Source organism: Baaleninema sp. (genome assembly GCF_049974805.1).
In the GTDB taxonomy this organism is placed as follows: Bacteria; Cyanobacteriota; Cyanobacteriia; order Cyanobacteriales; family Geitlerinemataceae; genus Baaleninema.
Map to the genome: position 1 here is coordinate 40,965 of NZ_JBNGCO010000007.1, position 15,512 is coordinate 56,476.

General features: G+C 55.2%; 16 protein-coding genes. 12 read left to right on the forward strand and 4 right to left on the reverse strand.

Annotated features, from left to right (window positions below):
* Window positions 1–178: 178 nt before the first annotated feature.
* Window positions 179–1,111, reverse strand: coding sequence for a homoserine kinase (gene thrB, locus ACP5D4_RS02830; RefSeq protein WP_428010106.1), 933 nt, complete (start codon window positions 1,109–1,111; stop codon window positions 179–181).
* A gap of 241 nt (window positions 1,112–1,352) precedes the next feature.
* The gene (locus ACP5D4_RS02835) at window positions 1,353–2,768 is read right to left on the reverse strand and encodes a hypothetical protein (RefSeq protein ID WP_428010107.1); all 1,416 of its coding nucleotides are present in this window, start codon (window positions 2,766–2,768) and stop codon (window positions 1,353–1,355) included.
* 123 nt (window positions 2,769–2,891) lie between these two features.
* Between ACP5D4_RS02835 and ACP5D4_RS02840 the strand changes: the two genes are divergently transcribed.
* From ACP5D4_RS02840 to ribH, 10 genes are all read left to right on the forward strand, one after another.
* Complete coding sequence (locus ACP5D4_RS02840) at window positions 2,892–3,146, forward strand: hypothetical protein (protein ID WP_428010108.1); 255 nt, start codon at window positions 2,892–2,894, stop codon at window positions 3,144–3,146.
* Between the two features lie 67 nt (window positions 3,147–3,213).
* Window positions 3,214–3,735, forward strand: coding sequence for a hypothetical protein (locus ACP5D4_RS02845; RefSeq protein WP_428010109.1), 522 nt, complete (start codon window positions 3,214–3,216; stop codon window positions 3,733–3,735).
* A 168-nt stretch (window positions 3,736–3,903) separates the two neighbouring features.
* On the forward strand, window positions 3,904–5,448 hold the full coding sequence (locus ACP5D4_RS02850) for a serine/threonine protein kinase (protein ID WP_428010110.1): 1,545 nt from the start codon (window positions 3,904–3,906) through the stop codon (window positions 5,446–5,448).
* A gap of 115 nt (window positions 5,449–5,563) precedes the next feature.
* Window positions 5,564–5,899 (forward strand): DUF6825 family protein, encoded by a 336-nt coding sequence (locus ACP5D4_RS02855; protein ID WP_428010111.1) that lies wholly within the window; start codon window positions 5,564–5,566, stop codon window positions 5,897–5,899.
* Between the two features lie 162 nt (window positions 5,900–6,061).
* Window positions 6,062–7,852, forward strand: a complete 1,791-nt coding sequence (locus ACP5D4_RS02860) for an ABC1 kinase family protein (protein WP_428010112.1) — start codon at window positions 6,062–6,064, stop codon at window positions 7,850–7,852.
* Window positions 7,853–7,867: 15 nt separating this feature from the next.
* On the forward strand, window positions 7,868–8,644 hold the full coding sequence (locus tag ACP5D4_RS02865) for a PP2C family protein-serine/threonine phosphatase (protein WP_428010113.1): 777 nt from the start codon (window positions 7,868–7,870) through the stop codon (window positions 8,642–8,644).
* 357 nt (window positions 8,645–9,001) lie between these two features.
* Window positions 9,002–9,208 carry an NblA/ycf18 family protein gene (locus ACP5D4_RS02870; protein ID WP_428010114.1) on the forward strand — a complete coding sequence of 69 codons (207 nt, stop codon included), beginning with the start codon at window positions 9,002–9,004 and terminating at the stop codon, window positions 9,206–9,208.
* Window positions 9,209–9,411: 203 nt separating this feature from the next.
* The gene (locus ACP5D4_RS02875) at window positions 9,412–10,296 is read left to right on the forward strand and encodes a universal stress protein (RefSeq protein ID WP_428010115.1); all 885 of its coding nucleotides are present in this window, start codon (window positions 9,412–9,414) and stop codon (window positions 10,294–10,296) included.
* Window positions 10,297–10,391: 95 nt separating this feature from the next.
* Window positions 10,392–10,583 carry a photosystem II reaction center protein PsbZ gene (psbZ, locus tag ACP5D4_RS02880; protein WP_428010116.1) on the forward strand — a complete coding sequence of 64 codons (192 nt, stop codon included), beginning with the start codon at window positions 10,392–10,394 and terminating at the stop codon, window positions 10,581–10,583.
* Between the two features lie 152 nt (window positions 10,584–10,735).
* On the forward strand, window positions 10,736–11,314 hold the full coding sequence (gene ribH, locus ACP5D4_RS02885; protein WP_428010117.1) for a 6,7-dimethyl-8-ribityllumazine synthase: 579 nt from the start codon (window positions 10,736–10,738) through the stop codon (window positions 11,312–11,314).
* Window positions 11,315–11,748: 434 nt separating this feature from the next.
* On the opposite strand, the gene ACP5D4_RS02890 is transcribed toward ribH, so the two are convergent.
* Both ACP5D4_RS02890 and prfB read right to left on the reverse strand, forming a co-directional pair.
* Complete coding sequence (locus tag ACP5D4_RS02890) at window positions 11,749–12,438, reverse strand: hypothetical protein (protein WP_428010118.1); 690 nt, start codon at window positions 12,436–12,438, stop codon at window positions 11,749–11,751.
* A protein-coding gene (gene prfB, locus ACP5D4_RS02895; RefSeq protein WP_428010140.1) for a peptide chain release factor 2 occupies window positions 12,425–13,547 on the reverse strand; the annotation gives its coding sequence in 2 pieces (ribosomal slippage) (window positions 12,425–13,474 and window positions 13,476–13,547; 1,122 coding nt in all). Before prfB ends, ACP5D4_RS02890 begins: the two co-directional genes overlap by 14 nt.
* A 134-nt stretch (window positions 13,548–13,681) precedes the next feature.
* Between prfB and ACP5D4_RS02900 the strand changes: the two genes are divergently transcribed.
* Window positions 13,682–14,158, forward strand: coding sequence for a hypothetical protein (locus tag ACP5D4_RS02900; protein ID WP_428010119.1), 477 nt, complete (start codon window positions 13,682–13,684; stop codon window positions 14,156–14,158).
* A 147-nt stretch (window positions 14,159–14,305) separates the two neighbouring features.
* Window positions 14,306–15,241, forward strand: a complete 936-nt coding sequence (locus tag ACP5D4_RS02905; RefSeq protein WP_428010120.1) for an AAA family ATPase — start codon at window positions 14,306–14,308, stop codon at window positions 15,239–15,241.
* The last annotated feature ends 271 nt before the right edge of the window (window positions 15,242–15,512 follow it).

Here is a 15,512-nt window from a genome sequence, read left to right on the forward strand (position 1 = left end):
TAATTGATAATTGATAATTGATAGTTGATACTGAGTCCCGTTCCGAATCGGTCTCAAGTCACTGTTTCTAGTTTATCGAGTTTCCTCTCGGGTTTGGCCGGTTGGTGTTATCAATTATCAAGTGTCAAGATTGAGTCTCTCCACGGCTCGATCGTTGTCAATTATCAAGTATCAACTCTCACCGATCGATTGTGAGCTTCGCGCCTGTCGTGTCGATTTGGAGCGATCGCACCCAAGCCGTGATTCCCGTGGCGTCCCAAGTGTTTTTCATGGCTTTGACGACGCCATCGGCGCGATCGCGAGCGGTAAGCGCCAACAGGGTCGGCCCCGCCCCGCTAATGGCGACGCCGAAAGCCCCGGCCGCCAGTGCCGCAGCGCGAACCTCTGCATAACCGACAATGAGTTTTTGACGATAGGGTTGGTGGACGCGATCGAGCATTCCCGCCGTCAACCATTTCTGATTTCCCGTCTCCAATCCCTTGACAAGAAGACCTAAATGTGCTGTGTTAAAAACGGTATCGCCTCGAGAATAGCGATCGGGGAGGACGCGCCGCGCCTCTGCCGTAGACAGCTCGAAATCGGGAACGGCGACGATGGGAACGATATCGGGATGCCACGCGATCTCGCAGGTAGACCAATCGAGATCGTCGGTAGCGGCTAACTGACAGCCCCCCACCAGCGCCGGGACGACGTTATCGGGGTGGCCTTCAATGGAAATCGCCAAACGCATCAACTCGTGGCGGCTTAAGGGGTTTCCTGCCAACTGATTGGCGCCGAGGAGGCCGCCGACGATGGCCGTGGCCGAACTGCCCAACCCTCGCGCTAGGGGAATTCCCAGAGAAATATCGATGCGAACAGGGGGGATCGGTCGATCGAGGGTCTCGAACAGTTTGGCAAAAACGCGATAGACCAAATTTCGTTCGTCCCTGTCCACGCGCTCGGATTCCGATCCCCGAACGGCGATCTCAAAGGCGCTTAACCGCCCTGCCTCCGGACTCAGGGGGGAAAACTCAAACCTATTGTAGAGGGTCAAAGCCGCCCCCAAGCAATCGAATCCAGGCCCCAAATTCGCCGTGGTAGCAGGAACGGTGACGGTAACAGTGTTAGTCATTCGAGATCGTCGATGTCAGCGATGCGGATCTAGCACATTGGCAAATTTTATCCCGGCCGGGGTACAGTTCGGCGTCAAAACCTCTGCCTTTCTCGAGGCAGGTCTCTCCTCCTCGGTCGATCCTCGGCCAGTTTTCCTCCGCGATCGCACCCCGGTCAGCGGGTTTTCCGCCTCAGTTTACCCATCTTTCACCTCGTCGATCGTCCTGGGCGGCCAATCCAAAAGAACGCACCCCGACGCCTCACACACGAACCGAATCGACAACATCTCTCTCGAGATCGGGTTCGACCGCCAACATCTGCGCTCGACTGTACCCCAATCGCACCACGCCTCGGGAAAGAGTTTGTACGATATCGATTTGACCGTTTCGTAACAGCGTGTGATTGAGAAAGGCTTCCGAGGGCAGTTTTCCGGCCAGGAAATCCTTCGCCGCCACCAACAAATCCGTCACGCATTCAAACCCCACCGCTCGAATAATAAACGTCGAGGTGGGGGAGTTTTTCAAGTCGTAAGCCGACTCGCGGGTGCGTCCCTTACTCAAGAGGGCTAGAACTTCCGCTTCCAAGGGGGTACGCGGCGGTCGTTCGATGGCAATCGGCGGCAGGAATTGTTCCAAGGCGGGCGTTTTCACCCCCGGTTCGGGGAACTCGCCCATCAACGTGGAAATGTGAACGTTGCGGCCGAGTCGATAGGAGAGAGCCTCGAGGACGGCGATCGTAATTAGTTTAATACCTAAATACAGTTTCGCCGTTTCCAAATTTTTACGGGTGTTTTCGAGTAACTTCTGATAGGTATCGTCGTCCGGTTCGCCGCGATATTGAGCGAACACCCGTTCCGGTTTGAGGAAATTAATAAATCCCTCCATCTTTTGAATCGAGCGGCGATAGCCCCGGACTGTGTAAGAATTGGCGCCGATCAGCTCGTGGTTGGTTTCCGGCAGTAAGTTCCAGGTATTATCGAGAAATTCCGCCGAATTGGGCAGGGCGAAGTTTTCCACGTCCCGATTGGCCAGGCGTACCGCCCGTTTGACCACTTCATACACCTGCTCGATCGCCCAACCGAGATGCCAGTCCCGATTGAGGTCTTCAATATGCTTTTGCAAGACTTCGCTGGCGGTCAGTCCTTCCGGGGAACGGCCGCGAAAAGGAATCGTGGCTTCGATACAGGCGGCGATCGCCACCAAGTCCGTCGTCGGGAGAAATGGGGAAAGCACCTGCGTGGCGATGGCGGCGCTGAGAAATTCGTTTTGTCCGCGAAACGGATCGAGGATTTGACCGGGGTGGAAGCCAAACACCCGCAGGGCGATCTCGAAGGCGCGATCGCCGGGAAGTTCGGCTTCCTCGAGAATGACGATCTGTCCGTCTTCTTCCTTGATGTAGTTCGAGATATAACGACTGACGTTGAGGTTGATACCCGAGTCGACCTGAACGTAAACCAGATCGTGAAACAGGGCGGCCAGCACCTCGATGGGATCGTCCGAGCCACCCACCTCGAAAATGTGAGATGGCGTGTGAAAATACCGCCACTGACCCGTCATCGCCTGTACGATCAGCGAGGCGATGGGTTCGATCGGCTCGAGGGGGGGAGGTGAGGCCAGTTCGTCGATCGATCGAACCAGACATTCTAAACAGCGTTGGTAGGCGACTTCTAAATCCATCGATCCCTCTCGTGAGTTTCCCTGACTCGCGTGCTTGCTGGCAATTTTAGACGATCCCGATCCTCTCGGTATAGGTGATATTTCTGTTAGATTTTGTAAATCGACGGGTTCGATCGTAATCTCGTGCTGTCGAGATACCTGGCGAGAGGATCGCCCGAAGGCCACTTGCCTTATCCCAACGTTCCCTCGGGGTCGAACCTCCCGTTTTCGGCGGGGCGATGGAGAGCGAACACCTCAGATATCGAACGAGGAGATATGGCTAAGCGCAGTGCCAATTCTACTCTAGCCGATAACTCCTCGAGCTGCCACGCTCCCGATGGCGTCAACGAGCCAAGTCGAAGATGGCGATCGCGTCTTGCCGAAACGCCGAACCCTTGACTTCAATCAATAGGAGTCAAATTGAGCTTTCCCGTCCAATTTGCCGTTTGAAAAACTGACCCCAGCCATGTCTAAAGACCTTCCCGCTTCGATCGACGATCTCGTAACCCGTCAAACCGAGTTAGCCGAAACGCTACAATCGCTGCGCCAGGAGCGCGATCGCCTCGTCCCCCAGCTCGAAGAAGCCAAAGCCGAAGCGGCCAAACCCCCCGAACCCGCCACCGGAAGCTCTCCCGAAAGCTTACTCGAGTCCGCCACCCAGTCCGCCTTAACCCGCTACACCTGGAAAGCCAAAGCCGAAGGCTTACAAGTCACCCTCGACTGGATTCACAAGCGCCTAGCGGAAGGAGAACCGCAACTGCAACAGCTCGAGAGGCAAATCGCCGAAGCTCACCGCCGCTTAGAACGGGAAACCGAAGCCCGAAAAGGCATCGAAGCCATGAACGCCGCCATCGAGACGGTCAAACGACAGCTCGTCGAGTTGAAAGCCCGCGAGTGCCATCACATCTACGCCGTCAACCTACCGGAATTCTGTCTCGACGAACACGGACAAGTCAGCGTTCGCCCCCATTCCTTCAAAATTCCCTGATTTTTTCAGAGTGTCTTAACAAAAACGAGCCAGGGAGCCAGGGAGCCAGGGAGCCAGGGAGCCAGGGAGAAACTTTTAACTCTCAAGTGTTCCCTGACGAAGTGCCTTCTCCTTTTCCCAAAGGGTCAACTTGCTCTAGCATGAGTAAAAATTCACATAGAGAATTTTATGAAGGTTCGGGCAGGAACTTTACTACAAGGCGGTAAATACGCCATCGAAGATACGCTCGGTCAGGGATATTTCGGTACCACCTATCGGGCGACCCACGCTCGGCTCTGGCAACCCGTTGTTATCAAAACCCTCAGCGATACCTTGTTGTCGCACCCCGACGGTCAAGAGTTCGCGCGTCGGTTTGTCGAACAGTCGCGGCTGTTGGCACGCTGTCAGCATCCCAACTTACCGCGCGTGCTGGACTTGTTTGAAGAAGACGGACAGCCGTTCGCCGTGATGGATTACATTCCCGGTGCGACCTTGGCGCAATTGGTGCGGGACGGAAAGACAATGGCGGTCGATCGCGCTGTCGATTACGTGCGACAACTAGCCGAAGCGGTGGGGGTCTTGCATCAAAACGGCTTGCTGCACCGGGATGTCAAACCCGAACACGCCATCCGCGCCGTCGGGAGCGATCGCATCGTCCTGGTGGAAGTCGGGCTGACGCGGGATCTCAACCTCGAAGTCGATCTCACCCATAACAACCTGCTCTCGCCGGGATACGCCGCCCCGGAACAGTACGACAGTCAGCGACCCCGAACCCCCGCCACAGACGTTTACGCCCTCGCGGCCACCCTCTACACCCTGCTGAGCGGACAACCGCCCACCATCGCCGCCCTGCGCGATCGCGTTCCCCTCAACGAACTGCGCCCGAACCAAGCCCCCCTCGACCCCGCCCTCGACTGGGCGATCGCCAAAGGACTAGAACTCGACCCCCAACGACGCCCTACCAGCGTCAAAGAATGGTTAGCCCTCTTACCGCCGTCTCGCAGTCCCGCCCAAGGCGGGGTGTCCTCGAAGTCCACCCGCCCAAAATCTCAACCCACCGCCCCCCCTGCCAAACCCTACAAACCCATTTTCGCTCGTCCTTGGGTACCGGCCTTGTTTTTCTCCACCTCGATCGTGGCAGCGATTGGCGGTGCGGGAGTCGTAGTCGCCCTGCGATCGGGACTGACCGATCGCCCCAACACGCCCCCGTCCCAACTATTGCGATCGACCCCTTCGCCCCAGGAGTTTTCCGATCCCGACGCCGAAGTATTCGACGAACCCTTCCAAAACCCGGGAGACTGGACGTACACCTCGCCCCTCGAACCGGAAACCGAATACTCCCGTAACGATTGGTCGGAGGAACGCCGTTCCGAACCGGCCCCCGAACCCGCCCCCGAACCCGCCCCCCGTTGGAGTCCTCCCGAACCGACTCCAGCCCCCTACTACTCCAACGATTCAGACTGGGTTCCGGTTCGAACAGAAACCCCCGAGGCGAAATCAGACCCCGAACCCGTCTTATCCGAAGAACCCTTTACCGCCACCGACGCCGAAGCGCCTCCCGTTTGGTCTGAACCCGCCGCCGCCCCCTTGGAATCGACGCCGCCTAGGGAAGTCGAGCCGAGTTGGGAAGAACTCAAAAGCCCTCCCGTCGAATCGCAACCCGCCCCGGATCTCTCCGGCGCGAAAGAAAACCTAGAGCCGTTTAAAGAGACTCCCTCAAGTTCCACCTCGTGAGGGTTGTAGCCGGGGAGGGACGGCGAAATTTGCCAAATCCCCCCGGTTGGCGTGTTCCAGACCCGAGATCGGACGTTATAATTTTGTTACAGAAGCTTAATAATCAGATCGCGTCATGAGCAAATCTCCCGTCCACGCCTTTTTAGTGGGTCGCGTCCTCGCAGAAGAAATCGGTTCGACCATCGAAAAAACTCTAACCAACACCTTGAGCGAACTCGGAAAATTCGACGCCGAACAGCGGGAAAACCTGCGTCAGTTTTCCGATCGCGTGATGGAACGCGTCGAGTCTCTGGAGGTGGAAACCTCTCGGGAAACCGCCAGCGGTGGCGTCAGTACCGCTGTTTCGACGGATACTGACCTCCAAGCCCTCGTTGATAACCTACGGGCTGAAATCGCTCAAGTGCGATCGGAACTCCAACGCTATCGCAATGAAACGACCGCGTCGGAATAACCGACTTTCCCCGCAGCCGCAGGTGCGTTTTCCGAGATTCCCCGTCCGTCGATGGGGGAGAAGGTAAGGTAGCTGTGGTCTGGCTTCTGTCTGTCAAACGAGCAAGTCTCGCTTGCTCGTTCGGCTTGTCACCCTAACGTCACCCCCAGGAACGGAAACCGAGTGTCTGCTCTGTCTGAGGATTCTATTACCCAACCCGCTCGCAACGGTCGCGTCTCCAAATCCGATCCGGCAGCGGTCGAGCGCATCCGCATCGCCCCCAGCGGCGATCGCGGCGTGAAGTATGCGTCGAAATCCTATCGCTGGAACCGCAAAAACTACTCGAAAACCCGTCGCCGCATCGAAGTTTGGTCTTTCGTGGCTCGGTTCCTGTTTGAGTTGTGGCTCAACAAACGCCACTGGAGTTATGTCGGCGGTTACACGGAAGCGAAAGCCGCCGCGCGACGCCGCCGCCTCGCCTGCTGGATTCGGGAAACGTTTCTCGACCTCGGACCGACGTTTATCAAACTCGGACAGCTCTTTTCGACGCGATCGGATTTGTTCCCCGTTGAATACGTCGAGGAACTCTCGAAACTGCAAGACCGGGTTCCCGCCTTCGATTACGAACAAGCTGAGGCGATCGTGCGGGAAGATTTCGGTAAGTCCTCTAAAGAACTGTACCGCTTCTTCGACCCGGTTCCCCTGGCGGCGGCCAGTTTGGGACAAGTCCACAAAGCCCAACTGCACAGCGGCGAGGAAATCGTCGTGAAAGTCCAGCGCCCGGGACTCAAGCGACTGTTCGATATCGACCTCTCCATCGCCCGAGGGGTGGCGCTGTACTTACAAAACCATTCGGAATGGGGCAAAGGTCGCGACTGGATGGGGATTTACGACGAGTGCTGTCGCATTCTCTATCTGGAAATCGACTATCTCAACGAAGGGCGCAACGCGGACACCTTCCGCCGTAATTTTCGCGGCGTGGAATGGGTGCGGGTGCCTCGGGTGTATTGGCGTTATACCTCGTCTCGAGTGCTGACCTTGGAATACGTTCCGGGGATTAAAATCAGCCACTACGACGCCCTGGAAGCGGCGGGACTCGATCGAAAACAACTGGCCAGCCTCGGCGCGATCGCCTATTTGAAACAACTCCTCGATTACGGCTTTTTCCACGCCGACCCCCATCCGGGGAACTTAGCCGTCGATCCGGAAGGGGCGCTGATTTTCTACGATTTCGGCATGATGGGGCAGATTACCTCGAACCTGCGCCAAAAGATGATGGAGTTGTTTTTCGGTATCGCCCAGCGGGATGCAGACCGCGTGGTGGTGGCGTTGGTGGAAGTGGAAGCCCTGGCGCCGATGGACGACCCGGGGCCGGTACGCCGCGCCATTCAATACATTCTCGATAACTTGATGGACAAGCCCTTTGAGGAGCAGTCCGTCGAAGCGATTACTGACGACCTTTACGAAATCGCCTACGACCAGCCGTTTCGCTTCCCGGCGACGTTTACGTTCGTCATGCGGGCTTTTTCGACCCTGGAGGGGGTAGGCAAAGGTCTCGATCCCGACTTTAATTTTATGGAGGTGGCTAAGCCGTTTGCCTTAAATCTTATGAACGAAGGAAGAGAAGAGTACGGTAACAGTATTCTCGGCGAGTTGAGCCGTCAAGCCAGCGAAGTGAGTTCGACCGCCTTGGGCTTGCCTCGTCGTATTGAGGATACCCTTGAAAAGCTCGAACGGGGCGATATTCGCGTGCGGGTTCGCGCCACGGATACCGACCGGGTTTTACGTCGCACGGTCGGGATGCAGTTGAGTACGAACTATACTTTGTTAATCAGTGCGTTTACATTGTCGGCTACGATTTTATTAGTTAACGGCCGCGTGTGGATTGCGGGTGTCGTGGCTCTGGTGGCTGTCGCCCTGGTGGTGGCGCTGCTGAGGCTGCTGGCACGGCTCGATCGCGCCGATCGCTTTTAAATTCGCCTTTGTGTTATGAAATCCGCCTTCGCTGGTTGTACGGATAAAGGTCTCGTCCGCGCTATCAATCAGGACGCTTACCACATCGATCCTCAAGGTCGCTTTTTTATCGTGGCTGACGGTATGGGCGGCCATGCGGCCGGCCAGGAAGCCAGTCGCATCGCGAAAGAGACGATTTGTCGCTATATCGAAGAACGTATCGACGGAGGGAAACCTCCGGAACTCCTCCTCAAGGAAGCGTTTCATGCGGCGAACCGGACGATTATAGAAGACCAAGGGGTACATCCGGAAAACGCCGATATGGGAACGACGGCGGTGGCCGCTCTGTTTCATCAAACTGACAACGGCACCGCACCTCAGTTGTGGTGCGCCAATTTGGGGGATTCGAGAATTTACCGCTTTCGAGAGCGACATCTCGAACAGGTGACGGAAGACGATACTTGGGTGGCGCAGGCGGTGAAAGCGGGGGCTTTGGAAGCTGACGAAGCTCGCGTTCACCCCTGGCGTCACGTTTTGTCTCAGTGTTTGGGACGGGAGGATATGGGCGAGGTGGAAATCCGCGCCCTGGATTTGCAACCGGGCGATCGCATTTTGCTCTGTAGCGACGGGTTGACGGAAGAGTTGTCTGACGCCCGCATCGCCGAGGAATTGGAAAAATCTGCGGATTGCCAAGAGGCCGTCGAGGCCTTGGTGAAAGCGGCTAAAGACGCAGGCGGACGAGATAACGTTACGGTCGTCTCCATCGCCATCGAGTCTCTCGAAGCTCCGAATCCTGACGACGCTTCGGCCTAGTGACAGACCTCCGAGGCACTTTAGCAAAACTTTAGATCCGAGCGAACCCCTTTGAAAACCCCCGATTTCAACGTTAAATCGGGGGTTTCCGTTCGTGATGAGCATTTTTACCGTTGACAAATTGATACAACTTCCACCAAGGCGGAACTCGAGGACGCCTCACACCGTCTCTGTCAACAACGCTTAACTCAGAATTTGGCAATTTTGTCAAATGTTTGTTATATTCTGTAACAACTTGTCCGAGGCTTAGGTGAGTTGCCCGTAAGTAGAAAGTCGTCGTGCTTTATAGCGAGACGGAAAAACGGGAATCCTAAGACTAGACAAGACCACATCTGAATCGATGAGGAGGAACCACCGATGGATCGACCGATCGAACTCACCTTAGAACAGCAATTCAGCTTGCGTTCTTTTGAGACCCAGGTTGCCCAGATGAGTCGCGAACAAGCTCAACAGTTTCTCCTGCAACTGTACGAACAAATGATGCTTCGCGAAGTCACCTACAAAAACCTGCTCAAACATCAATGGGGCATCGATGGCGGGTTCTCGCCGCCGCAATCGACCTAAACCGGCTCTGCTGTCGGCGACCTCCCTCTCTAGCTCCGTTCCTGGCCGAGGAAAAGATCTGGGGATGACGGGGCGTCACTGCAGCGGTTCTCTGCGGTATCCTCACCACAAGCCGCTCCCCGCTTGCGCGATCGCCATTAACCGAGACCGAACGAATTCGACTACTCTAGAAAGTAGGTCTCTCGATCGTTAAGCAACGTTCCATGTTTCACAACCTTCTCATTTGTACTGACTTTCAAGATGGCTTGCATCGTCTGGTTCGCTTCGTCCCCAGTCTCGCCGCTGCCGGAATGCGTCGCATCGTCTTCTTCAATTCAGTTCCTCTAAATGAAGATCGCGGCATTCCTAAAGTTGACGAACAAGCCATCGATCGCGCCCGAGAACGGCTCTCCGTCGCCTTGCAAGATGTCCCCGAGGGTGTCGAGGTGTATGTTGAGATCGAAACCGATCGCACCGTCGATAACATCCTCAAAACCATCAAAACCCACGAGTGCGACCTCATTCTCCTCGGGACGCAGAACAAAACCTTACTCAACGAAAAACTCTTCGGCAGCACCACCGCCGCCCTCGTCGAGCGCATTAAAATTCCCATGCTGGTGATGCGTCCGGCGCTGATTTCCACCTACACCAACGAAGAACTCGACTTACGCTGTCGCCATCTGCTGCGCTATCTGCTGGTGGCCTACGATGGCAGCGACAGCGCCAAATACCTGGTCCAATCTATCCGCGAACAGGCCAGCCAACGCCCTAAAGAATCTCTCGAAACCTGTTTGCTGGGCTGGATTATCGAACATCACGGTCGCCGTGGCGTTCCCCAATCCGAAACCGCCGAAACCGTCCAAGCAGAACTCGACGAGGTAAAAGGCGACCTCGATGCCTTGGGCTTAACCGTCCACACCGCCGTCCGAGAAGGCGATCGACTCACCGAATTCATGAATTTAGCCATGGAACGGGACGTCAGTGCCATCGCCGTCACCTCTCCGAGTTTGCCTCGACTGCTCGAATGGTCTCGTCCCAATTTCGCTAACAAACTCCTCCGTCGAAGCTGGCATCCGGTGCTGTTTGTTCCCCCCGAGCGATCGCACTAAAATCCGGTCAACCGCTACGACAGTGCGGACAAAGACCGGCCGAAATATGATAAGTATATGAGGAAAGCTCAGCATTCACGTTACAAAACAAAACAATGTTTTCAATCCTTTTTCAGATCGCTTTAGCTGCATTAGTTCTGTGGTCTTTCGTGATGGTGGTCGGGGTTCCCGTCGCCTATGCCTCTCCTCAAAACTGGGAGCAATCCAAGGGGTTGCTCTGGTTGGGATCGGGCATTTGGGTCGCCCTCGTCCTGGCCGTCGGCGTCCTGAACTACTTCGTTGTCTAAACGAGCCGTTTGCGGCTGTTTTCCAACCCGGCAACCGTTGCGATGCCGGGTTCGGTTTGTCTTTCGGCGACTCCAAACACACCCCCGATACCTCGAACGTCGAATCTCGACCGTTTGGAATCGCACCGTTGTTAATTTAACTCCTCCCCAATATGGCAGTTTTTGAAGGAACCTTTACCAGCGACAAGCCTTTTCGCTTTGCGATCGTCATTGCTCGTTTTAACGACTTAGTGACGGGCAAACTTCTAGCCGGATGCCAAGATTGTTTGAAACGCCACGGCATCGACGCGAACCCCGAGGGACAACAAGTCGATTACGTCTGGGTTCCTGGTAGTTTTGAAGTGCCACTGGTGGCTCGCCAACTGGCACTCAACGGGGAGTACGATGCGATTATCTGCCTCGGTGCCGTCATTCGCGGCCAAACCCCTCATTTCGATTACGTCGCCGCAGAAGTGTCGAAAGGAGTGGCCGCCGCCGGATTCCAAACGGGCGTTCCCATCGTCTTCGGCGTCGTCACCACGGACACGATGCAGCAAGCGTTAGAACGGGCGGGAATTAAGAGCAATCTGGGCTGGAGTTACGCGATGAACGCCATTGAAATGGCGAGTTTGATGCACAATATCAAACACGGTATCCGTCAGGGTGGCGATTTTCCTAGGTTTTCTGGCGACGACAGCAACGTTTTGATGCCCAATATTCGAGATGAGGACAGGGGTGGCGAACTGGGTTAGCCACCGTGAGCTGTCCGTCTCGACGCTCACCCTCTCGGGTAAAGCGGGGGTTCCTTCTCGCGGGTTAAGGTAAATGCTGCTTCTGATTCTGAAATAACTGTTCGATCTTGCCCCCGTAGCCGCGTTTCATGCAACGCGGCTACGGGGTTTTAGGTGACTTGAGCCAAACCGACTTGGAAAATCGGATTCTGTATTGCCAACTTGGGTCGAGAAACCCGATTTCTGCGTCAGTCCTACGTCTCCCCGCTTCACTGAAAAAAGCTCCAGTCACCCAACGACTGGAGCCAGTAGCGAACAGGAGATTACCCAACATGGCTGTGAAGGGGGATGCTAGACCAAGCCCACCTCTTGCAGCCCTGTCGTTGTTACGAATTGTAACACAACATTAATGTTTGTAAAGTCACGCTGAAGGAAGGTTCGTTCAGCAATGTGCGTTAACAGGATGTCGGGTTCGCCATGCGGAGTTTTCCCCACATGGGCGAACCGCGAACGCAGCAGCCTAATGCTTTCAACCAGCGGACAACGGTGTGGTTGCAGGTGTTGAACGCCCAATAGGATTCGGCGTCGGGGACGAAATACAAGCCGACGGCGCGGTTGTACTGGGGTGTGGCGGAACTGCGTTCGTAGCGGCGATCGATCTGTTGGCGCAATGCTGCGACGCGATCGCGCTCGACCCCCACCGGAAACAAATATCGTTCGGCGCGATTTCCCTGTTGCAGTTCTCGTTCTAAGTCTTCGAGATTTTCGCCATCCCAGGCGATCGCGCGACGTCCCAAGGTTCCCGGCGTGGGATAGGCGACGGCTCTCAACAAACTCCCCCAGTCGTTGTTATTCTCGGCGTAGACGGCGCGATCGCCGAAGGAATATTCCACAAACCCGTCCGCTGTGGGTAATACGAGACTGTTGTGGCCGAACTGTCCCAGGATATCGTAAGCCACCACGTACACCGTTTCGGGACGTTCCGGTTGTTGCGGCGGACTCACGATCGCCTGTCGGTTCGCCCACAACGCCACCGCAAAAAGCCCCAACACCACGAGCGCCCCCCACCGTCGCACTCGTCGAGTCCACAGGTGAGGGGCGATCGCATTGTTGGCTCGATTCGGCGATCGATTAGGCGGAGACACTTTCGGTTAACTGGCTGTCTTGGCGCAAATAGGCTTCGATCAAGCCATCTAAATCGCCGTTCATCACGTCGTCAATGGCGCTGGTTTCAACACCCGTTCGCAAATCCTTCACCATTTGATAAGGATGAAAAACGTAGTTGCGGATTTGGTTTCCCCAAGCCGCTTCTACCATGTCACCGCGAATGTCAGCGATTTCTTGAAGCCGTTGTTCTTCGGCGATCGCCAATAATTTCGCTTTCAACAACGCCAGGGCTTTTTCCTTGTTTTGCAACTGCGATCGCTCCTGAGTGCAGCGTACCGCCAACCCCGAAGGAATATGCACCACGCGCACGGCGGTTTCCACTTTGTTGACGTTTTGACCGCCTTTTCCGCCCGATCGCGAGGTGGTGATTTCCAAATCCTTTTCGGGAATCTCCAGCGTCACGGACTTATCTAAAATCGGCATCACGTCCACCCCGGCAAAACTGGTTTGACGTTTCCCGTTGGCGTTGAACGGCGAAATCCGCACCAAGCGATGGGTTCCTTTTTCCGATTTTAAATAGCCGTAGGCGTATCGGCCTTCAATCTCGAGAGTGACGGATTTAATTCCCGCTTCGCCCCCTTCCGAAAGTTCCGTCGTCGTGACTTTATAGCCGTGTTGTTCCCCCCAGCGCGTATACATCCGCAGCAGCATTTCCGCCCAATCCTGAGCGTCCGTACCGCCCGCGCCCGCGTCGATGGACAACACCGCGCCGCCTTTGTCATAGGGCCCCGAGAGCAGTTGTTGCAGTTCCCACTGTTCCAACTCGCGATCGAGCTTCTTGACATTTGACGCGGCTTCTGATATAAGCGCCTCGTCCGTATCGTCTTCCAAGAGTTCGAGAACTGCTTGCGTATCTTCCAAACTTGAGAGCCAAGTACGATACTGCTCCAAGCTGGACTTCAAGTCGTTCAACTCTTGAAGTGTAGACTGAGCCGCCTCTTGGTCGTCCCAAAATTCCGGCTGTGCGGCGATTTGTTCTAAATCTGCAATTTTCGCCTTCAGTGCAGGCGGGTCAAAGATAGTCCTGGGTTTTCCCCAGGCGTTCGGAGAGCAGTTCGACTTCGCGTTTGATATCTGCGAATTCCATAGTCGATCGAATTTCTGTAAAGGTCGTTCTTCTCCATTTTGCCATTTTTGCCCAAATGCGTGAAGCGTCACCTTCGGGGTCGATCGCCGTTGCGTGAAGCGTCAAGCGATAAAATGCTACATTCAACACCATATGTGTTCGCGTCAATTCACGAAATTATGATGCTCGTCCGAGAAGCCCTCGATCGCCCCGAAGTTCTGCTACAACTGAAGTTAGCCCTGATACGCGCTCTCAACCGCGAAGAGAAAAATTGGGGGTATTTCAGAACTGTACGGGGGGACGACGGAAACTTTCATCTCGACATTCCCCATCTTCCCTCGCTGAAGTTCGTTCAAAACCCCGAGCGCTACATTTACAAACTTTACTGGGGCCGTGCTGAGAAACCTTCGGTCTACACTCGTAAGAAGAAGAAAACCGTCACCCACCCCAAAACCCGACAAGACAAGATTCAGCGGACTTACGAAGTTCTCTTTCTCCCTGACGGGCGATCGAGCGTTCGCACCATCAACCGTCTGTTAGGCACCGAAATCCGCGATCGCATCGCCGCCAACGTCTCAGCCCAATCCGACGACGAACTCGAACCCCTAGTCTTACTCACCGAAGCAACGTAGGTGAAGAGATGAGGGGATGATGAGGTAAGGAGGTGAGGAGAACACATCATCCGGTCATCTCCTCGTCCGGTCATCAGGTCATCTCCCTATCACCTCATCCCCGACAGCGTTTCATTATCAATTGTCAATTATCAACTATCAACTGCCATGAGTGCTTCTGAGAAACTGCATGAGAGTGCTGCAATGATCGAGCGATTGCGAGACAATCTCAGTCGCACGATTGTCGGGAAAGAACGAGCGATTCGGTTGGTACTCGTGGCGATGCTGTCGGGAGGACACGCTTTACTCGAAGACGTTCCCGGCGTCGGAAAAACCCTGTTAGCTAAGTCTCTGGCGCGATCGATCGGCGGGAAGTTCCAGCGCATCCAATGCACCCCCGATTTACTCCCGACGGACATCACCGGAACCAATATCTGGAATCCCCGAACGGGAGATTTTGAGTTTCTTCCGGGCCCCGTTTTCGCCAACGTTCTCCTCTGTGACGAAATCAACCGCGCCACCCCCCGCACCCAGTCGGCGTTACTGGAGGTGATGGAGGAAAAACAAGTTACCGTTGACGGCGTTTCTCGCAACGTTCCCCAACCGTTTTTCGTCATCGCCACCCAAAACCCTATCGAATATCAGGGAACCTTTCCCCTCCCGGAAGCGCAAATGGATCGCTTTACCCTGTCGCTGTCGTTAGGATATCCCACGGAAGCCGAAGAGTTGCAAATGTTGCAACAGCTTCACGACAGCGTTCCGGTAGACAAACTCGAACCTTGCTTGAGCTTTGACGAATTGCGAGATTTGTGCTTGATGTGCGGCGGCGTGACCGTCAAGACAGCTTTACAGCAATATATCCTCAATCTAGTTCGCGCCACCCGCGATGACGACGAGATTACCTTAGGCGTGAGTCCGCGCGGTGCTGCGGCGTTACAGAAAGCCACCCAGGCTTATGCGTTCCTCGACGGACGAGACTACGCCCTTCCTGACGATGTGAAAGCGATCGCCCCTCACGTTCTCGCCCACCGTTTAATTCCCGCTGGGGGACGCAAAGCCGATGCGATCGTGGCGCGGTTGCTGGAAACCGTTGCCGTTCCGTAGGTTTAGAAGAAAAAAGCGATTGCAGCGTTAAAGTGGGCAACAAAAGCAATAAATACTCATTTTTAACAGAACTTATACCCTTTTCCCAAAGTCATGCAATAGATGTCCGTGGGGGCAACCCTCCCGGGTTGCCCGATTCAAGCCTTCGCACCATTAGTAAGGTTGGCTGAAGTTGCCCTAGTAGAGATGCGGTTTTATTGGAGACCCAAAATATTTAAAGCCGATTGAAACAGTCTAAATCCATATCCGTAGTAGAGATCTCTTACATAGA